This window comes from Croceibacterium salegens (assembly GCF_009827435.1).
Taxonomy (GTDB): domain Bacteria; phylum Pseudomonadota; class Alphaproteobacteria; order Sphingomonadales; family Sphingomonadaceae; genus Croceibacterium_B; species Croceibacterium_B salegens.
The window spans coordinates 1-20441 of the sequence record NZ_WTYM01000057.1 but is presented as its reverse complement, the minus strand read 5'-3'; the positions used below and the strand labels follow the sequence as shown (position 1 = coordinate 20441).

The 20441-nt window shown below is 54.2% G+C and carries 18 protein-coding genes; 7 read left to right on the top strand and 11 right to left on the bottom strand.

The genetic code is table 11. From position 1 onward, the window contains the following. Positions 1–823 precede the first annotated feature (823 nt). From GRI89_RS14340 to GRI89_RS14330, 3 genes are all read left to right on the top strand, one after another. Positions 824–2296, top strand: coding sequence for an oligosaccharide flippase family protein (locus GRI89_RS14340; RefSeq protein ID WP_159797100.1), 1473 nt, complete (start codon positions 824–826; stop codon positions 2294–2296). Then, complete coding sequence (locus GRI89_RS14335) at positions 2289–3257, top strand: glycosyltransferase family 2 protein (protein WP_159797097.1); 969 nt, start codon at positions 2289–2291, stop codon at positions 3255–3257. Before GRI89_RS14340 ends, GRI89_RS14335 begins: the two co-directional genes overlap by 8 nt. A gap of 506 nt (positions 3258–3763) precedes the next feature. Beyond that, a complete protein-coding gene (locus GRI89_RS14330) occupies positions 3764–4921 on the top strand; it encodes a DUF1996 domain-containing protein (RefSeq protein ID WP_328598276.1) in 1158 nt (385 codons plus the stop codon). Positions 4922–5049: 128 nt separating this feature from the next. Here GRI89_RS14330 and GRI89_RS14325 read toward each other — a convergent pair whose 3' ends face one another. Genes GRI89_RS14325 through GRI89_RS14310 form a run of 4 tightly spaced genes read right to left on the bottom strand, consistent with a single transcriptional unit; the run spans position 5050 to position 9145 of the window. Next, entirely contained in the window at positions 5050–5829 is a 780-nt protein-coding gene (locus tag GRI89_RS14325; protein ID WP_159797091.1) for a CpsD/CapB family tyrosine-protein kinase, read from the bottom strand. A gap of 12 nt (positions 5830–5841) precedes the next feature. Beyond that, positions 5842–7287, bottom strand: coding sequence for a GumC family protein (locus GRI89_RS14320; protein WP_159797088.1), 1446 nt, complete (start codon positions 7285–7287; stop codon positions 5842–5844). Continuing rightward, positions 7284–8522 (bottom strand): hypothetical protein, encoded by a 1239-nt coding sequence (locus tag GRI89_RS14315; protein WP_159797085.1) that lies wholly within the window; start codon positions 8520–8522, stop codon positions 7284–7286. Before GRI89_RS14315 ends, GRI89_RS14320 begins: the two co-directional genes overlap by 4 nt. Continuing rightward, positions 8519–9145, bottom strand: coding sequence for a polysaccharide biosynthesis/export family protein (locus tag GRI89_RS14310; RefSeq protein WP_328598275.1), 627 nt, complete (start codon positions 9143–9145; stop codon positions 8519–8521). The genes GRI89_RS14315 and GRI89_RS14310 overlap by 4 nt, the downstream gene beginning before the upstream one ends. Before the next feature lie 54 nt (positions 9146–9199). Between GRI89_RS14310 and GRI89_RS14305 the strand changes: the two genes are divergently transcribed. Continuing rightward, positions 9200–10786: a tetratricopeptide repeat protein gene (locus tag GRI89_RS14305; protein WP_159797082.1), complete on the top strand. Its 1587-nt coding sequence runs from the start codon at positions 9200–9202 to the stop codon at positions 10784–10786. Further along, complete coding sequence (locus tag GRI89_RS18400) at positions 10783–11586, top strand: WecB/TagA/CpsF family glycosyltransferase (protein WP_407924981.1); 804 nt, start codon at positions 10783–10785, stop codon at positions 11584–11586. The genes GRI89_RS14305 and GRI89_RS18400 overlap by 4 nt, the downstream gene beginning before the upstream one ends. A 161-nt stretch (positions 11587–11747) precedes the next feature. Here the strand turns inward: GRI89_RS18400 and GRI89_RS14295 are convergent, their stop codons facing one another. Next, the gene (locus GRI89_RS14295; protein ID WP_235913427.1) at positions 11748–12710 is read right to left on the bottom strand and encodes a glycosyltransferase family 2 protein; all 963 of its coding nucleotides are present in this window, start codon (positions 12708–12710) and stop codon (positions 11748–11750) included. 133 nt (positions 12711–12843) lie between these two features. Here GRI89_RS14295 and GRI89_RS14290 point away from each other — a divergent pair, with 133 nt between their 5' ends. Next, positions 12844–13800: a UDP-glucuronic acid decarboxylase family protein gene (locus tag GRI89_RS14290; RefSeq protein WP_159797073.1), complete on the top strand. Its 957-nt coding sequence runs from the start codon at positions 12844–12846 to the stop codon at positions 13798–13800. On the opposite strand, the gene GRI89_RS18190 is transcribed toward GRI89_RS14290, so the two are convergent. The 4 genes from GRI89_RS18190 to xrtV are packed head-to-tail and all read right to left on the bottom strand — an operon-like array spanning position 13797 to position 17494. After that, positions 13797–15026, bottom strand: coding sequence for a glycosyltransferase family 4 protein (locus GRI89_RS18190; RefSeq protein ID WP_328598274.1), 1230 nt, complete (start codon positions 15024–15026; stop codon positions 13797–13799). The genes GRI89_RS14290 and GRI89_RS18190 overlap by 4 nt on opposite strands. Before the next feature lie 8 nt (positions 15027–15034). Further along, positions 15035–15889, bottom strand: coding sequence for a SurA N-terminal domain-containing protein (locus GRI89_RS14280; protein ID WP_159797070.1), 855 nt, complete (start codon positions 15887–15889; stop codon positions 15035–15037). Positions 15890–15900: 11 nt separating this feature from the next. After that, the gene (gene epsI / locus GRI89_RS14275) at positions 15901–16599 is read right to left on the bottom strand and encodes an exosortase-associated protein EpsI, V-type (protein WP_235913407.1); all 699 of its coding nucleotides are present in this window, start codon (positions 16597–16599) and stop codon (positions 15901–15903) included. Then, on the bottom strand, positions 16592–17494 hold the full coding sequence (xrtV, locus tag GRI89_RS14270) for an exosortase V (RefSeq protein ID WP_159797064.1): 903 nt from the start codon (positions 17492–17494) through the stop codon (positions 16592–16594). Before xrtV ends, epsI begins: the two co-directional genes overlap by 8 nt. Positions 17495–17861: 367 nt before the next feature. On the opposite strand from xrtV, the gene GRI89_RS18295 reads away from it, so the two are divergent. Further along, positions 17862–18722: a cell wall hydrolase gene (locus tag GRI89_RS18295; protein ID WP_328598273.1), complete on the top strand. Its 861-nt coding sequence runs from the start codon at positions 17862–17864 to the stop codon at positions 18720–18722. A gap of 89 nt (positions 18723–18811) precedes the next feature. On the opposite strand, the gene virB11 is transcribed toward GRI89_RS18295, so the two are convergent. Next, positions 18812–19795, bottom strand: coding sequence for a P-type DNA transfer ATPase VirB11 (gene virB11 / locus GRI89_RS14260; RefSeq protein ID WP_159797061.1), 984 nt, complete (start codon positions 19793–19795; stop codon positions 18812–18814). 8 nt (positions 19796–19803) lie between these two features. Then, positions 19804–20441 (bottom strand): TrbI/VirB10 family protein (locus tag GRI89_RS14255; protein WP_201290904.1); only part of this gene is annotated, 638 nt, incomplete at its 5' end.

Sequence of the window (20441 nt, the reverse complement as noted above, 5' to 3'; positions counted from 1 at the left end):
CCGAGAGCTTGCTTGCGATACCAATTGGCCTGAGCCCGGCGTACGCCCGCTATATGTGTATTGCATATACGCCCGCCTTCGCTGACTTGGCTGCAACCCCCTCATGGCGTTCGCGAATTGAATTCTCAGAAGACACTGTATGACCGATCGACGGCAGTTCTGATTAGGGTCGCTAGAATTCCGGATCTCTTGCTCCCATGTCGAATGTCCGCACCCCGTGAGAGATTTCCTCCGATCGAATTGGCTTCTTGCCGAGTGAAGGAGCCAAGCGGGCACCTTGTTGATGCCAAGAATACGTCGCCGTAAGAGGTCTTGTGCGCCGAACCACCCTTGATTTCAGTGAGCTTGGACCTTGTGCTAACTGTAGTCTTCCATCCAAAATTCGTTCGAACTACCGGCCTCATCGCACAAAATTAGGCCTGAACGGCATTCTTCAACTGGACCGCTCAACTGGGCTTCCTTGCGTCATCGTTGGACCCTATCGCGAGTTTTGCTTGCACGACAGACCATGATTTCCTGCAATTGGTATGGTTGCGGTTCTTCGCACTTCAAACTTGTCGAACAGGCTCCAAGACGGAGAGTGGATTGGCGGGCTTGGGCTCCATTCTCGCAGGGAAGTTGAGATATTTGATGGAGCGGGCATAAGCAGTTGAGGGAGGTCATCCGGCCTCGCGGGCTGCCAATTAGGAGACTCGATAGGATTGCAGTGCTAACGCACGTCTAAGTTCGAACAAGATCTAAGCCACATGCCTCTGCCGCCTCGTATCGATTTGCATTCTCGGATCGGCCCTCCTTTACGCACTGAGATACAATCTGAAAGAGAATGAAATGGTCGGGCCTGAGCCGATTTTTCCCCAATGACATTCTCAAGGAATCGGCTGTAGGCGGCAATATGTCCTCAAAGGCTATTACAATACCTATTCTCTTTCATCGCCTTATCATATCGCGCATCGGCCTGCTAAATGCTGCAGCCTGGGTTGCGACTCATTACGTCTTGGAACAGGTTCTGAGGCTCGGGACCAGTGTGGCTCTCGCTTGGCTACTTGCTCCGCATCTGCTTGGGACGATGTTGTTGATCAACACGCTCCGCACCGGCGGCGAACTCTTGTCAGACGTGGGTATTGGACAGGGTATTGTGAGGAATGGAAAGGGTGCTGAGCCACGCTACCTCAACACAGCCTGGACAATTCAAATTGGGCGGGGGTTCTTGCTGTATTCCGCAACATTGGCCGCCACGATCCCACTGGCCAATGTGTATGGAAATCCAGAACTTAAGTCGCTTCTTCCCATTGCAGGGCTAGTCTTCGTTATATCCGGCTTTGCGTCGCCTGCGAGGTTTCTTCTTCAGAAACGCATGCAGTTGCGCAAACTCTCATTGTTTGGAATGGGAACGGCCTTGGCCTCAAGTGCCGTCAACGTGGGTTTGGCATTCTATTCCCCGACCATCTGGGCCCTTGTCGCTGGTCTTTTGATAAGCACGGCAATTTCCACGTTAGGTAGCTACTTCTTAATCAACTGGCGAATGCAAGTCTTGTCGTTTGATCGGGAAGCTGCTCGAGAGATTGTGGGATTCGGGAAATGGATTTTCCTTTCATCTCTTGTCTATTTTGCCGCGATGAATTTTGATCGGTTGTACTTGGCCGGTGCAGTACCCTTGGCTGTCCTTGGGGTCTACGGAGTTGCTCGCACGATCACAGATTCTATCACTCGCCTATTCCAACGCCTGAGCAGCATGATCATATTTCCCAAAATATCAGGCCTTCAATTGGACGCTGCGGCCACTCGGAATTTGCTCCTGCCAATCAGGCGTCTAACCGTGTGCATCATAGCGATGGCATTGGCCTGCGCAGTAGTGCTGGCTGACCGATTTGTCGCTTTAACATACGATGATCGTTACCAAGCGGCGCAGATATATTTGCCGATCCTGTTGGTTGGAACGTGGTTCTCTGTATTGGCGGCCATAGGGGACGCTGTCATGATGGGTATTGGCAAACCATCAAGTGGCGCTATCGCAAATGCTGCAAAATTCCTTTTCATTCTGGCGGTTGTACCACAACAGCTTCCGCTGATAGGCATGATAGGGGCGGTTGCGCTATTTGCTTTGGCCGAAGTGGTGAGATATGGTGTGCTAACCTGGCGCAAGCGGGCGCACGGGCTATCATTTCTGGGGCAGGATGCCTTCGCGACATTATTGTTCTTTTCGTCGATCGTGGCGTTACGCCAGATCGCGAGTGCACTGCACATCACGCCGGGTTTTTCACCCTGGGTAGATTCTGTAAGGCTTGCACTTGGGTGAATACGGCAAACTTGGGATTGTTGTAATCGGGCGCAACGAGGGCGAGCGGTTTCGGCGCTGCCTATCGTCGATGCTTGAGTGCCATCGCGTCGTGTATGTCGACAGCGGATCGACCGACGACAGCGTCGCTCATGCTCGCGCGATAGGCGCAGACGTGGTGCAGCTCGATGCCTCCCTTCCTTTCACCGCGGCGCGTGCGCGAAATGAGGGTTTTGCGCGCCTGCTCGATCATTGGCCGAGCACAGCATTTGTCCAGTTCGTTGACGGCGACTGCGAATTCGAGGACGGTTGGCTAAGGCAATCACTCAGCTTTCTTGAGACACACACTAATGTCGCAGCTGTTTGCGGGCGTCGTCGAGAGCGCTTTCCAAATGCTACATTGTACAATCGTTTATGTGACGAAGAGTGGAATACACCGGTAGGATTGAGCCTAGCCTGTGGAGGCGATGTAATGATGCGAGCGAGCGCATTTCAGGAAGTCGCGGCCTATGATCCCACTCTAATCGCAGGTGAAGAACCCGAACTATGCGCCCGCTTGCGCAGCCACGGCTGGGTAATTTGGCGCCTAGGCATTCCCATGACTGTTCACGATGCCGCCATGTTTCGATTTAACCAATGGTGGCTGCGCGCGTTGAGAAGCGGGTATGGATATGCCCAGGTATTTCACAGAACCGCTCTATCTCCAGTCACGACCTTATACGCCCGTGAACTTTGTCGAGCCATCTTCTGGTGCGTGGGAGTACCACTATTGGCAATCATATTGGCTCTGCTGTTTGGCCCCACCGGACTATTGGCCGCACCGCTGATCTGGATCGCTCAATTTTTTCGTCTTTCTCTGGCGCACGGACCGGCCAAAGGAGCGCTTCTACTGATTGGGAAATTGGCAGAACTTATCGGCGCGACGCGTTATGCTTGGACTGCCATGATCAACAAGCCCCGTGGAGCGATCTTCTACAAGTGACCAAGTTCACTGCCCGGATTGGGTATGGACCTCCGAGAATGCTCGCGGCGTTTTAAGTAGAACGGGCATAATGGCTAAAACCTTCAAATCTACTTCCATCTTCGTTGGACGCACTTCATTTGTGTGTTCGAGTCTACCCCCAATGTTGTTGGGTTCTACGCACGGTTACATTTCCTTGTCCGCCTGTGATCTAGATGGACGCATACAATGGTGGGCCGTTCAACAGCACTTTGCACACGTGGCATTCAGCGCTCAAATCGCATCGACTGAGAAAGCTGCCTTCCGGCCCCGACACAACGCAATCGTGACTCGATAAGTTTGCATTCCGCCCGCATCGCATTGCCAGCGCCTCAGTGCTCCGGAAAAGACAATCTTCCTCAACTTGCCGCGCACTGCCACCGGCTTGCCTTTTTTGGACACTCCGTCTCGGACAGGGATGCAACCTGTTAGTCTGGCGTTAACCATGCGGAGGCAAAGCGCCCAACTTTCAGATTTGGAGAAGCTGGATGCGGAACGGTCGCCGCGGTTCAATTGTAATCGCGATTTTGTTGGCATGTGTAGGGTGCAGGGACGAGGGGGCGTCCAAACAGCCAGCCCCTGGTTCCGACGCTCCGCCCCCGATCTTTACGCCGGCGCCTTCGCCGTCGCCTTCGCCTAGCCCTACGGGAACGCAAAGCGCGGCCGCTATGGAGCCCAGCCCCGTACAATCGAACTTGTCGATCACTTCTCTCATCCGATCGGTATCCATACCTGCTTCGGCATCGCCGGATGTTGTAGGAGCTTTTCGATTTTTGTGCGGACCTGGTCAGGTCGCTTACGATGACCCGATCGTACATCCGGGCCAACCTGGGACCTCTCACTTGCACCTGTTCTTTGGCAACCTTTCTGCCAATGCCAATTCCACCTATGAAAGTCTCCGTACATCCGGTGAGAGCACATGTACAAACGAACTAAACAGATCGGCATATTGGATGCCCGCTCTGTTGGATGGCAGAGGTAATGTCATTCGTCCAAACTATGCCGCCATTTATTACAAGCGTCGGCCGAGCTCAGATCCTTGGTTTAAGACCAACGGAAACATACCGAGAGACCTCCCCAGGGGCCTTCGATATGTGTTTGGCAATCCCGATGCGGAGGCTCTAGTACATTTCAAATGTGTAAATGGCTGGAAAGTGATTGGCACACCAGGAACTATGACCCATGCATTGCAGCAATGCGCTGCAGGGCAGAAGTTGCTTGTAAGTATCAGTTCGCCCAAATGTTGGGACGGAAAGAACCTCGATAGTCCAGATCATCGTTCGCACATGGCATACATGCAGCGCAACGGGGGCCAGACCTTCTGTCCCGACACCCACCCATTTGTCTTGCCAATGTTTACGTTGACTGCGGAATTTAGCATCGAGCTAGGCGACGTGCCGGGTTTATGGCGTTTTTCCAGCGACATGCCTGGTGCTGAGCCAGGTAGTAGCTTTCATTCCGACTGGTTCGGCGCTTGGGAAGATAGCATTTTGGATCGTTGGCACAGAGGCTGCATCGACAAGATGCTCAATTGTTCCGATGGAGATTTTGGCGACGGTGGCGCAATGAAGAAGAATGCGCATTTCCCGAGCGGCTTGGCTGTTCCTCGACTGGTCCCTGTTCCCGCAAATCAAATTGGTCCCTGATCAGGCCAACAAGCTACCAAAACTAAGATGAAGGAGCACTCCCTCGATAGACTCGGGGTGCCCCTTCATCCTACTTTGGTGGAGCCACAGGTAATTGGATCACAAAATCCTAAATCGGAGCGGCGGCGTTAAGTCCTATAGTATTTGTCGTATGCGCCGGTTCCGTAGCCGTAATGGTCCGTGAGCCCCCCCTTATAGCGATTCAGAATTGTGCCCAAACATGGAGAAGGCCGAAGCATCTCCATTGCGTCGGTGATCTGCCGGCGGTTTGTGGTGCCGCTGTCGACAACGAGCAGATAACCGTCGAGCGCCTCAATCGAAAGCATTGCATCATCGCTTGCGAACACCGGAGGAAGATCGAAGAGCACTATCGCCCCATCGGCATTTTCACGCAGACTCCCGATCATGTTCGCAAACTGCGAAGTAGCTAGGTATTCTGCGGAATTGCCAAGAACGCTACCGGTCGGAAAAATGGCGAGGGGCACGCCTTCGATCCGAACGCCAATCTCGCTAAGCTCATCTATTTCTCCCGCGAGATATTCTCCAAGTCCGTTGCGGTCCTCAAGCCCTAGTTCAGTCGAAACGGAGGAGCGGCGAAGGTCAAGGTCGACCAAATACACTGGCGTTTCAGCCAGACGGGCAAGTGAGGCAGCGAGATTTAGCGACAGGAACGACTTTCCCGCTCCCGGCGTTGCCGAGGTAATCCCGACCAATCTTGCGTCCCTGCCAGCTATTCCCTTAGTAAAGCGGGTCCGCAGAATATTGAAGGGTCGCGATCGAATGTCGCGGCTTTCAAAGCCCACTATGTTGTGGGATAAGAGCGCTTCCGACGCCAGATCTACCACAGGCATACTTTCGAGTGCCAGTAAAGTTCGCGAAAAAGGCTCAGGCGGGTCGGCTTCTGCCATGGTCACCTCTACTTAACCCCGTGCAAAGAAATGCGGAACAAGGCGCGACAATCTGTCGCGGTACACGTTTGTTCGCGGCCTAATGACCGGAACGATGGCCAAGGGCACCTGTCCGGTGATCGCCGTCACTTCGTCGGGATCCCGTATTGGTCGCAATACCAATTCCATTCCCAAGGCAAGGCAAAACCCGAATGCCAACCCGCCTCCTATCCCCAATGCAAATATCAACAGTCGGTCCGGCCAAACTGGCGAATCCGCAATGATCGGAGGTTCAACAACAGAAAGTCGTTCCGCCATTTGCTCGTCTTCGGCTCGGACGCCTGCACGGGCGTCAGTCAATCGCGCTTGCACCTCCTGGTATTGTTGGTTCAGCCCGGAAAGACTCTGCTGCAAAGTTGCAACCTGTTGCTGCACCAATGGACCTTGCGACTGAGCTGCAATCTGGGAATTCATCTGCGCCTGCTCTTGCGCTTTGGCGGACCGCAGAGTCGCGATTTGAGAATTGTTGAAAGCGATTTGTTGATCGATCGACTGCAATGGTAAATTCTGCGCAGTATTCTTGGCGAGTTCTCTGGCTTCGGCAAGGCGCTGCCTAGCCAATACAACGTCGGGATGATTTTCTGCGTAAACTGCCCGGGCCGCAGCGAGAGCTGCCTCGGCATTTACTACCACGGGAGCGCGCGTATCGGACGATTGCGCCATGTCCTTTTGGGCTATTAGATTGGCATTGTCGCGCTGCAACGACGCTATTTGAACGTCGTAGCTTCCGAGATTACCGCCGACATAACCACCTCCGCTCGAGAGAACTCGACCATATCGCGCGTTAACTTCTGCCAATTGACTTTCTACGTCTGCAATATTCTCTTTAAGACCTCGCGCCTGTTCAGATAGGAATTGTTCCGTATTTGTCGCCTGCTCAACGTTGCCCTTTGCATCAAGTTCCAAGATCCGGTCCATTAGGTCCTGCGTAACGGCTTGTGCGGCAACCGGTTCAGAATACTGGAATGCCAACTGAAAGGCGACTGTTCGCTGGTCGGCTTGGTTGGCGGGCAAGTTGACCACGGACGGAGTGATTGAAATGCTGTCACGCATTTCGTCAATGACATCGGAGAGTGACGTCGAGCGTCGATCATCACTGTAAAGTCCATGCCGCTCAATTATGGAAATGAGGTCTGGTCGGCTCGTTACTTGCTGTTTGATTCTAGCGATACGTCGATCAATGACTTCCGAATCCATTGTACCAATTACATCTTTTGGTAGCTGAGCTGACTGTACCAGCATAAGTGCCTGTGATTCATAAACCGGCTTAATCAAGAACACTGCCGCAGTTGAAAAAAGAAGTCCCACGATTAGCGGCAGGACTATCCACCAGCGACGCTCCCACAGTACCGATGGAAGATGGGAAAGAAAGTTTCCCATCGCGCCCTCTGGCTCGGCGGCATTGTCAGGGAATGTCATGATAAGGCCCCGATTCGCAATCTAATGCCCACACCAATTTTGAAATCAGATCGGCGCCCGCCCCCGTTACTTGTGCTCACTCGGGAAAACCCTGGAGAAACAAATGCGACGAGCCGGTCATTCAAATTATGTGAATATGACGACGTAAGGGCCACAAATTTTCTTCGATCCTGCAAGAATGAGTCAGCAACGAGGCTTTCAGACCGGCCATAACTCCCAGCAATTGATAATCTGTTCATTTCCCCCACGTCGATACCATAACTGAGCCTCAACAAACTGACAGTACTTGCTCCTCCATAGGTTGTCGGACGAGTCTGCTGCGATGCGGACGCACATAGATCTCGACGTGATCGTCGATCGCACAAGTTGAAAGTCAGGGCCAAACCGACATCCTTATCATGCCCTCCAAGATCGTTCTTGATATCGGTGAAAGCAGCGCCGACTTGCGCGGTCGCAGCCGTAAACTCACCGAACTGGTGCTGTATCCCAATCATTGGTATGATGGATCTTGCGTCGCCAAATGGCCGATCTCGATAGTCTACGAGGCCAAGACTAGCAGAAGCGCTCACCGATGTTCGCAATGAAACTTGCCTTCTGTACGAAATTTGCGAGGCAGCGATCTCATGTGTGCCGACGCCCTCCGCCGTTGTTCGACCGACGTCAAAGCCGACTTGGAGCTGTTCCACAGGCGAAAGAGCGTGACTAATCACTGCGCTTCCGTCCATCGCATCCACACGACCTTTACGCCCGGCCGTCGTCACGTCAGGCACCTCGACAGGCGGAAAGCTTTCGGGCGGCAACACAGAGACATTGCCGCCTTCGGCGAAGGCGACATCTTGCACGGCCGTCTTACTCGACCTGATCCTGAAACTAGACGAGAGACTCGTTCGCCCGCTCAGACGCGTGGTTCCACTTGCGTTGAAGCTAGCGGACGCATCAGTTCCATACCGAGAAGTATACTGCTTAAGAGAAATATGCCCCTGAAGGGTAAAGGTCGAAACGTCGTCCTGCATGAATATCGCAGGATCGACTGAAAGTGTTGCTGCAAAATCCGTACCTTGATCGTTGGGAAGCAAGTACGGGTTGGAACTTGCCGAGCCCCCCACAGAGATGTCCAACTGCTCTCTGGAATCTGCGCTGGCTCCGCCAGCCGGAGCCAGCGCAGCCGCCGATGCCGCGAGCAACATCTGGATTTTGCGCTCACTACTGCGCCTCAATTTCTCCGACTGTCTCATGGTACGATAATCACATCCCCGGTTTCGATCCGAGGAAGACGCTCGTAGCTGACTTGATCTCTCTTCACATTACCTTTCAGGAGGGAGCCGATCTGCACCCTTATTGCCCGCAGCTGACCACCCATATTCCTGATGATAACGATGTCGTCCAACTTCGCAAACTCATCGGGTCCGCCTGCCATGCTGAGCGCCTCGAGTACATTTACATAGCGTCCGGGGCTAAACGTGCCGGGGCCATTCACCTGTCCAATGACCGAAAATTCGATACCTGACGGCGAGGTAACTGAAACTGTTACCTGCGGCGCTTCTCCGCGGTACTGATCTTTCAGACCGTCGCGAATAACTTGTTCTAGTTCTTGGGGAAGGAGACTCTGAGCACGTATCTGTCCGATCAAGGGAAACGCAATTGTGCCGTCCGGCAAAACCTTGACCGTCCGTTGCAATCGCTCTTCGCCCCAGACATAGATTTCCAGTTGGTCACCCGAGTTGATGCGATAGGTGGAAGCGGGTACCGACGCCCCACCTCTATCGGGTCCTTGTTGAGCTTGAGCAATGGAGGCTTGGGATGCCAGTGCAATCGCGCAAGCAAAGCCGAACGATTTTGTTAACATGAAACTGCTCACTTCCATCTTTCAATCGAACATTCTTAAAACCTTATGCAGGGATACCTAGTAGGCGTGAAAGCAGGATTCGTCCAAACGATTAGCCGGTTTTTTCGCGAAACGCTCCGCAATGGGACGTTGTGCTTTGCAATGCTTGGTGCAATCGCCGGCTGTTCCGATAGCGCCAATGAGGCTGCGACCGCTGGCGCCACGGCACAGCAGCAACTTGAAAGAGGCGACCTGGCCGAAGCCAAACGCTCGATTAGCAAGGCGATAGCTGCTCGCGATGATATCGTTGACCTTCATCTCCTGAAAGGACGGATTGAGTTGGCGTCAGGCGCACCGAGCGAGGCGTTTGATGCCTACTTTGACGCCCTTGCATTAGACAGATCAAATGGAGAAGCCCTCCAGGCGGTGTCTCAACTCGGACTCGAAACTGGACATTTTCGGGAGTCGCTTGAAGCCACGGAGCAAATCCTCGCCCTTGCGCCACAACAGCCCGAGGCCCTTCTAATCCGCGGCCAACACGCCTTTATTCAAAGACGGTTCGACGAAGCGATAAGTTACGCAGATCAGATACCAAAGGATCAAGTTAATTTTGAGAACGCGTCCATCTTGAAGGCACGAGCTCTGCTCATGGAGGATATGCCCGAAGACGCCCTCGATGTAGTCAATGCCGTTAGCCAACCAGGTGGCGATAGCGCTGAAATTGCCCTGACGAAGCTCGAAATCTTTCGAACATTGCGCCGGCCTGAGCAAATGAAACTCCAATTCGAGCGTTTGCGCAAACTGCGCCCGAAAGACCTAGAATTGCGCATCGACGAAGCCAATTTGCTTTTCAAGCAGGGCGATCGCACTAAGGCCATTGATCGCGTCAGCAGCGTCCTACTCGACAATCAAGCAAAGCCTGACAACGTAGAGCAGATCTTGCGTTTGTGGTGGGAATACGGTGCGCAAGACGCACCAAACAAATTGTTCGAAGCTATTGCCTCTAGCACTTCGGTTCACTCAAGAGCGAGCGTGGCCAGCTTTCTGATCGATCAAGGGCGAAACACCGCAGCAAGGCGCATCATCGAGACCCTCGATGAAGAAGATAGGCGTGGACTGTTGGCCCGCCTGCTCGCCGCGGAAGGAGAGTTTGCGCAAGCCAAGCGGACTGCCGAATCTGTGCTCATTCGGGACTCAACGCAATGCGACGCATTACTCGCAAGGAGCGAGGCCAATTTGGGTCTCCGGCTTCTAATCTCCAGTTTGAGGGATGCGCAGCAAGCGGCTTCGGAATGCCCAAATCAGGCAAGCAATTGGCTAGTCGCTGCTCGAGCATATACCGCAATGGGCCAGCTTGACGGTGCCGACCGCATATTTTCTCAAGCACTTGATGAAAATCCGCAGAACTTACGGATCGCTCAGACCTACTCGGACTGGCTACTTCAGGAAGGACGCCGGCGAGAGGCCGTAGCAATCGCGCGTCGCTTCACGACTAACTCGCCGGCGTCCCTTGCTGCATGGCGCCTATACGAAGTGGTTTGCAACTCGGCTTCGGCCGATTGTGTCGGACAGGCAGCAGAAGGTTTTCGAGATGCCCTAACGCGTTTTGGAATCGACCCTGCCCCGGGGAGCCCAAGAATGAATAGATTCCTAAGTCAGAACCCAGCGCCATGATAGTTAAACGTCCAAACAGGCGAGCAAGACTATTCGACATTGAATTTGATCAGATCGATTCTACGGAAGTCGTGACATTCTTGATCAATGCATGTAGTCTCCCAAGCTTTACATATGTGGTTACGCCCAATGTCGATCATCTAGTGAGACTACATTCACGTGATCCTGATCCGGTACTTTGGCAAGCCTATCGAACTGCTTCCTTGTGCCTGTGCGACAGTCGGATTCTTCAGATGTTAGCGCGTTCGCTCGGCATCTCGTTATGCTTGGTCCCTGGGAGCGATCTAACTCTTGAGTACTTGGATGATGATCGATCCAAGCCGATTTCACTTGCGGTGATCGGCGGTGACCTCGATTTGATCAAGAAGCTAAACGCAAGATACCCAACTCACCATTGGCATCATCACCTGCCGCCCATGGGCGTTCGGTGGAATAGACGAGCGCAGAAGGCAATTATCAGATTTGTCGAGGAACGCGCCGCCGAGGTCTATTTCTTTGCGATTGGTTCACCACAAAGCGAGTTATTGTGCGCAGAGATCTTTAGACGAGGAAAGGCAAGTGGGGTTGCCATATGCGTCGGCGCTTCGCTCGAATTTCTAGTTGGCGCCAAGAAGCGTGCTCCGCGCTGGGTGCAGAAAATGGCGTTCGAATGGCTATATCGACTCCTTAGCGAACCGACGCGGCTTTGGCGCCGGTATCTTATTGAAGGCCCATCCATTTTACGGATATGGTGGCAATACCGGACTAATACTAGTCGCGCTCCCGTGGAGTTCGATTCCAACTCGCCCGGTACGGGGTGATTAGGCTTAGGTAAATTGGGATCTTTGAAACGACATAGATTGGGACCCGCAGCAAAGAAGCAAATGCTAACGTTTGGCGTCCATCCTTCCACCACGCCAAAAGCGTAAGTGCAATAGCTACAACCATTGCTGGAAGAATTATCCAAAATGGCAGCCAGTATTCAAGCGACAGGCCAATCGTTATCGTCAGTATCGATGCGCCCCCCCCCGATCAGGAGCAACATAGCCAAAGGCGGCACACACAGATGCATGCCGAGAAATATCCGGTGCCTAGACAAACCCGAAATTCCTTGCGCCAGAAGCGGGAGGGCGTGACAGGCAGCAATGCGGACGAACCCAAGCTCCCAACGGCGTCTCTGTGCAGGCGTGTCCTGAGCGGCCGCTGATGCGCTAGTCACGAGGGCACTTTCGACGAAGTGCACCAAAATATCTTGATTAGAAAGATCCAGGGTGAGACGCAAATCTTCGACTATACTGGCTGATGCCAAGGGGGCATTGCCAAATATGGCCCACGGAAACGCCATGCCGGTGCCAAATAGGGGAATTCCGCCTCCCAATCGGTAAAGCCCTCGAGCTCGAATTGAATTCTTCATAAGCATGGCGAAATTTGAAATTTGAACGATCGGGTCAGAGTTAGGTGGTGCAATTAGTAAATTAGTCGCTTGTACGGGAGCCTGGGATTTTGAGGCAGATGCTATTAGCCGTTCTATACTCCGAGCATCTGTACGGCAGTCAGCGTCCAATATGACAACGACATCCGGCGGGTTAGTGGCGAGGTAATCACGGCCAAACGCCAGAGCAAAACCCTTTCCTCGCCTGCTTGGATCAGTGCGCTCAACTACATGTGCGCCCGCCTCTCGGGCGACTTCCGCCGTTGCATCGCCACAGTTATCTGCGACGACAAGGAGCTCCAAATTGGCTTCGCCAAACGAAAACAGATGTCTGACAGCCTCCCCTATGGTCACCGCTTCGTCATGGGCAGGAATAAGGATGACAGCCCTGCAGTCTGAGGTAATCCTAGAAGCCTCGCGCAAACGGCGCAAACCAGCCAGAACTTCAAGCGAATAGATCGACAACGCCAACGCAGGAGATATGGCTGCAAACAGCGTTAAGAGCTTGAGCATCACTTTTCACAATCCAGTTCGACAGCTTGGGCGCGGGGTCGGCGCCAAAGTCGTCCCGTAGTCGTACCGTTTGTCACGATTGCCTTGCCCCGTCATAAACTTGAGGTAACTGAGTGGTGTTGAAGGAGCAGTCATGGCACGCAAATACTTTTCACAAAAACGAGTACTCGTTACCGGAGGCGCCGGTTTTCTCGGTTCACACTTGATCGACCGCCTGATTGAGCAAGGCGACGAGGTCTTGTGTGTCGACAACCTTTTCACCGGAACCAAGTCGAACATCGCGCACATGATTGGCCATCCACGCTTTGAATTCATGCGGCACGACATCTGCTTCCCGCTCTTTGTCGAAGTTGATCTCATTTACAATCTGGCCTGCCCCGCCTCGCCGATTCACTATCAGCACGATCCTGTCCAAACCACCAAAGTTTCGGTCATCGGCTCAATCAACATGCTCGGACTTGCAAAGCGCCTAGACGCGCGCATTCTGCAGGCCTCCACCAGCGAGATATACGGAGATCCTGTCGAACATCCGCAAACGGAAAGCTACTGGGGCAATGTCAATTCCATTGGCCAGCGGTCGTGCTACGATGAAGGCAAGCGATGCGCGGAGACGCTGTTTTTTGACTATCACAGACAACATGGGTTGCCGATAAAGGTCGCGCGCATATTCAATACCTATGGACCGAGAATGCATCCTGCAGACGGGCGGGTAGTCTCAAACTTCATTATGCAGGCTTTGCGCGGCGATGACATTACGATTTATGGCGATGGAGGTCAGACTCGTAGTTTTTGCTACGTTGACGACCTGGTCCAAGGCCTAATGAAATTGATGGAAAGTGCCGAAGGCTTCACCGGTCCGGTAAATATCGGCAATCCTGTGGAGTTCACGATACAAGAACTGGCTGAGATCGTAGTGGAACTGACAGGTTCTCGGTCAAAGCTGGTTCGACGCCCGCTGCCCTCCGACGACCCTACTCAGAGGCGCCCCGATATCGATCTGGCAAGACGCGAACTGGGCTGGGAACCGGCTGTCTCGTTGCGTGAGGGACTAGTCCCGACAATCAAGTATTTCGCAGACCTCGCCTGCTAGCGCTCAGAGAGTATCGCTTCGATGAAGACTCGATACTGCGTCGCTATCAAAGGCCACGCAAATCGCTCCATTTGCAATTGCGCACTTTTCTTCCCCGAAGAAATGGCTGAATGCAAACACTGCCACAGTTGTTGCCTATCCTCCGTGTCACATAGATACTGGTCCGTCCCCAAGATCCACCGCAATCGATCGCTATCATGTGCTATTATCGGCAAGCCACAAGCTGCGGCTTCGAGAAATACATTGCCAAACGATTCGGCCTTGGAAAGGTGAAGAAATACATCAACAGATCGATAGAGATATGGCATTTCGGACGCAGGAACAGCGAACTGCCGATAGCGCCCCGGCAGGAGGTTTGAGGCCAAGTCGCGCGCCTCATCCTTCAACGGTCCGTCTCCAGCAACTACGAGGAAGGCATCTTCGAATTCGGCCACTGCCCTGATTCCATCGAGCACACGCTTACTTTCAATAAGTGCACTTACCATCAGTACGACCGGTCCCTTCGTGGGCAAGCCAAAGCGTTCACGACTGCTAGGGCCGGGAGCAAATCGTAGAGTGTCGACACCGTTGGGAATGAGTGCGCACCGCCATTGCTGTCGGTTCCGCGCAAAGTATTCCGGATTCGTGCAGACTAGGCCATCGCAATTGAAGAATTTGTATTCGGAAGCATTGTTGAACGATGGCCAGTCACCGTTTTGAGTGACGAACACGTGCGCTGCTCGTGCGGGGCTCTTTAACCGAAGTGCCCAATGCGTAAATGGAAACGCGCATGTAATCGTCGCATCGAAATCTGAAAGGCGCTCTTTTAAGATAAGGTTTGTCGCGAACGTCGCATCTTCCCAGGCAGTCTCTTCCCTTAGCGGTGGGAACTTGGGAAAACCCTCGAATCGCTCCCTTGACAGCGAAGACACTCGACGGAAATGGTAGGGTACGTCTGGTCTTGGATCGCCCGAACCGATGACGGTCACAAGTTCGCCAGAAAGTGCCAGCTCTCTGGCAACAGCGAGTAGAGCGATCTCGGCACCTCGGTCAACACGATGGAAGCCGGGAAGAGCGAACAAGAGTCTCAGAGGCGGCCGGTCTCCTGCAACACCAATTGATGCCTCAGAACGCCGTATTCGCGACAGTTCTTCTGGGCAATTTTGCAACATTGGCAAAGAGTTGAATGGTGTTGCGTTAAACGTTAACCGGCTTGCGTCGAGCGCCACATTCGATTGTTCCTGCACAGTATTCTCTAAGGACGCTTCGCCGAATCTTTCGGCAAACCTGCGGTCCTATCCGGTGGCGCAAAGCCATCTTGGTATTCTATTTTTGCCTTTTTTTGCGCCACTTTCAGCCGTTGCTGCAAGATATCCATTTGCGCCTGGCCCCTCAACGACTGCAGCGCGAGCGCCTGAGCTTGTTCACCAGAAATCGGTTGCTTGAGCTGCCCGGTGATCACGGCTGCAGTTACCATCCCTCCCTCCGGAAAAATGAACGGTTCGGTCGGCGGCAGCGACAGGATCTCGTTCATTCTTGCCTGCCCCAACTGCGCGCTGTCCATACGGCCAGTATCTCTACTGAATTTGATCCCAAGTTCGCGTAGCTTCTCAGCGACTGCATCCATGGAATGATCGTTTTGGAATCTCTTTAATATTTCCAAGTCTGCGGGGATGGGAAATTGGATTCTGTCGAGCGTGTAGACTGTGCGATCAGAAAATAGAGCCGGGTTCTTTTCCATATAGCTTGATATTTTCGCCTGATCCGGAACATCAGTCGCACGCGCTGCGTTCGCGCCGAGGAGTTGGACGAGCAGGGCGTCCTTTAGTTGGCGCTCCCGGCTGAGGAATTCCGGAGTCTTATCGAGCCCATCACTTCGCGCTTCTTGAGCCAGAAGGCGTCGTTCAACGATCCTTTGTAGGGCAGTTTTCTGGAGCAAAGCCTTGTCCGCACCGTCGGGGGGAGACATCGCTTCGAGTTCTGTATTGATTTCTTGAAGCGTGATTTCCTCTCCGTTTACAACAGCGGCCACCTGGCCGGTTGCTTGCTTTTCGCAGCCCGAGAGGAATACAAAGCAAGTCAGAATCGCTAACTTTGACGACATTCTCATATGGAGCACCTTCATACCAACAGGAGCCGCTGCAGTTCTCGCGGGGATGCAGTGATGAATTCGGCTAAAAATCGCCTCAAGATATTGAATGCAAGAGATTGATCCGCTCCCAAGAACGACGCTCGTATCAACATCCCGTCTGGAATTCGACCCTCCAAATTTGCCCCTACGACAGCCCAGCGCTGCTCAATCCAGGTTCGAGGATAGGCGCGGCCGAGCCGCGTGAAATACAATACCTGCTCCGTTCGATTTGGCCCATTGGCGGTAAACAAGTTGGCAGGGATTTGCCTTCCGAGTGCGCTCAGGTGGACAGCCTTAGTCTCGCTTAGCTTGAATCCACCAACCGGATAACAAACCTCCGGCCTATGCACCTGCACCACCCCATCTTGTAGATTATTGTAGGCTAGAAGTAGCATCACCGCAGCGTTCGTTGACTGGTAGACCCGCGTAACAAGGTTGTCGTAGAGGCGGTCGCGCAGCGAATCTGGAGGAGGCAATATAACCCCGCTGGTGCCGACTACATTCCACTGAGCAAAACTTCGCGGCACCCATTCTGTAAATTGCTCGGTCGTTACAGCCGGCAGGGAACTCGTCGGCTGCCGCGCGATCGCCACGACTGAGGCGGCAGCGAGGGCACCTCCGACGAGAACATGCCTGCGGGAAATCAGAGCCGGCGCTCGACGCCCGATGATTGGCAAACTCTCAGTCATCTTTGCGGCCCATTGCTCTTTGCCAAAAAGGCCTAATCGCCTCATCCAATCCGAAAATTGTGGCCAATGCGACCGCAAACATGAATACGCCGGCAAAATTGTGAAGGAAGCCCTGCGCTGCAGCTTCACCGGCGTGATAGGTTAGAAGAATAAGAATTACTACACGCATGAAGTTTGCAATCAGGGCCACGGGCATGATCAATAGGACTAATAGTCCTGCATAACGCCAGTCCGCTTGATGGCGAACATAGATGTAAAAGAGTGAGATGGCTGTAAGTGAGATGATGGAGTTCAGCCCTGAGCACGCAGCAGCCACCAAGAGCTCGTACTGGCCTATGTAGATCCGGACGCCTTGCCCTCCAATCGGATACCCCAACCTATCCAAGAAATTGATGGATAAACCTGACAACTCCATCTTGAGCGGCGTGGTTATTGCAGCCACGATCGACTCAGGAGGCGGAAAAAGAAACGCCAAGTATAGTAGGGGAAACCATAATCGGCGCAATCCGGCGCCCCCGATCATGCTGTAAAGCACGATTAGCAACGCGCCATACATCAAATATCCCTCAATCTCCACGATCTGCGCTATGCGAGAAAGAATGAAAAGTGGCAGGATCGAGGCAAGCGCAATCGATAGCCTAACGATCGGAGGCCTTTGAGCCACTGCGATTGCTGCTGGCCACTCTTTCCAAAGCAACCAGACCCCCGTAAATAGCACGATTGGTCCGTGCGCACCCTCTTCACCGGACCAACTCTCCTTGATTACGAAAATCATGGTTGGTACTGTAAATAGGATCACCCCGATCAGTAGGGAAGTTGCATAGAAGTAACGGTGCAGGCCCTGTTTGCCTGCCAGTCCGCTGTCTTCTTCCAATGCTGCCACTACGCTGGCCATTTGCTGTCTTGTTCACCTCGAGAGGCGAGTTTGCCTCTATCCCCAGTAGTGTGTAGCGTGCATAAATTGTCCCTACAATCACCGACAGCAACTGTCTGTGGGCCGTCCCTTTTTGGGCCTTCTCCTAACTGGAGGTCTTTGCTCTTGTTCAAGAACCGCCAGTAGTGTGATATGAGCCCGTCGCTGAACGGTGGCACAAGTGGGATATATGCGAAGTGCAATCGATATGCGAAGTGCAATCGAAATGTGGCAGGGTATATTGTTCTGGAGCTCGACGGGTCTGCTCACCCTAATGGCGTCAGGTCCCGTTTTTCTCCCCAACTCGGAGCAAGGATTGCGTCCGCACTCGGTCTCCCGTTCGACTCGAATGGATTTGCAAGAATTGACAAGATTGACAGCGTCGACGGGATTGGAGCAGACGAAGGCCCCTCCCGCGGAAGCTATGATTGCCGCGAACAAATCTCTCCCTTTTTCCTATAGTCCGATTCAAGCTGCATATTCATTCAAGGAGCAATTGGAATGGAGCCGAGCTACTACTTACAATTCGGCGGTCGATTGCCTGACCGCTGCAGTCTATTACGAGGCCGCTGGCGAGAGTGAAGTGGGCCAGCGAGCTGTTGCTCAAGTGGTCCTTAACAGAGTGCGCCATCCCGCCTTCCCTTCGTCGATTTGCGGTGTGGTTTTTCAGGGCTCGGAACTCCGTACCGGCTGTCAATTCACCTTCACTTGCGACGGAAGTCTGTTGAGAAGAGCAAGTATTCAAGGTTGGTCTATCGCCAAACGTATTGCTATCCAAGCGCTACAGGGAAGAGTCGAACCTACGATTGGAATGTCAACCCATTATCACACCAACTATGTGCTACCTTATTGGGCCCCAAAGCTGGATAAAGTTGCTGCGATTGGCACACATATCTTTTACCGCTGGAGCGGCTATTGGGGTGAGCGACGAGCGTTTAGCCAGTCGTATACGGGAGAAGCTAGTAGTTCGCCAAATCTTGAAGCTGCGAAATTTCTCAAACAGTTCGACGTGCTCTCACTAAGCCCCGTTGCAGCTACTTTCATAGATAATCCGGTAAAACCACGCTCAAATTTGGGAACACCATTACCGGAGGTTCGCGCTCCTTCAAGTCTCCGCGCTGATGAAGACACCGGGACACTAAAGGTGGATGATCGAAAGGTCGAGTTAGTTATAAATCTCAAGAAAACTCAAGGGATAGCAACAGATTAATAGCCCGCAGCAAGGCGGAAAATGTTTCTGAACGTTATTCAAAATCTGGCATCTTTCTCAATAATCGAAAGTCTTGCCCTTTTGTGCTATTACTTGTGCTCTAGAACGGCCGCAATTCGACGCACGCCGTTTACCCGTTCGAGCTGGACGATCACGTCGATCACTGAAGCGGCGTACTCGATCGTGTCTTCGCGGGTCAGGCCGATGCCGGTCTGCATGACCATCAGCGCCAGCTGTTCGAGCGCGCCGCGCAGGCTGTTGGCATGGATCGTTGAGAAGCTGCCAGGGTGGCCGGTGTTGATCGCGCGCAGGAAGCTGACGCTTTCCGCGCCGCGCAGTTCGCCCAGCACGATGCGGTCGGGGCGCAGGCGCAGGGCGGCCTGAAGCAGTTCGTTGGCAGTGACCTTGGCTTCGCCCAGCTCGCCCTTGACCGCGACAAGACCGACGCCGTTGGCGCCGGGTAGCCGCAGTTCGGGAGTATCCTCGACCAGCACCACGCGCTCGCCCGCGGGAATTTCACCTAGCATGGCGTTGAGGAAGGTCGTCTTGCCGGTGCTCGTACCACCGGAAATCAGGATCGTCTTGCGCGCGGCGATGGCGGCGCGGAGGTAGGCGACCGGCTCGGCCGCAGGGTCCGGCATCGTCGGTTCGCGATTGGCGGTGAGGGGGCCGGTGTCATAGGCGTCGAGCGGCAGGTCGAGCCGGCAGTGACGGCGGATCGCCATCGCCCAATGCCGGCGCGTGGCGGGCGGACCGCAGAACTGGATGCGCGCGCCGTCGGGCAGCGTCGCGCCGAGCAGCGGATGCTCGCGGTTGATGCCCTGGTGGCTGGTGCGGGCGACCTGTTCGGCGAGCCGCTGGACCAGCATGTCGTCGATCTCGGGCGCTTCGACGCGCTCCATCCCGGACGCACTGCTGTCCTCGATCCAGACCTCGCCGGGCCGGTTGACGAGAATCTCGGTCACGCCTTCCCGGTCGAGCCATTGCCGGAACGGCCCGAGATAGGCCTCGAGGTAGGCGCTGCCCGCCACCGCGCCCTCGTCGGGCGCCAGCTTGTGAATATCGGCCGCCATTTTCTGACTCAGATGCGCGGAACGCGGCTGAAGTCGAGGTCGCGCGCGGTGAACACCCGGATCGGTTCGCCCTGGCGCACCCGCACCGTCGGGCCGATATCATTGCCTTGCTGAACTGCTGCCGCAGCCGCACTCTGACTGCCGCCGACAATCAAGCCTGCTCCGCCCGTAGCGATCGTACTGAGTCCTCCAATCACCGACAGGAGCATCGCAGAGCCGAAGCGCTTGAAGAAGTGGCTGTTGACCTTGCCTTCAAGACCGGTCGAACCGTCGAACCCGGTGGCGGGCGAGGAAAGATTGACCGAAACGCCATCGGGCCGGATCAGGCGCGTCCAGATGACGTAGGCGCGCTTCTGCCCGCCCTGCAGGCCCGACTGGTACTGTCCAATCAGGCGGCTCGAACGCGGCACCAGCACGCGGCTGCCGTCGAAGCTGCGGACGTCCTGGCTAACGACGGCGCGGACATAACCCGGCACATCGGTGTTGATCGCGGTCTCGAGGATCGCCGGGATCATGGTGCCTTGGGTGACGGTGGTCTTGGGATCGACGTCGCTGCGCGCTTGAGCTGGAGCGCCACCGACGCCGCCGATCCTGCTGGCGAAATCGCTGGCGCTGTTTCCGGTGCCCGCGACGCCTTCGACGCCCG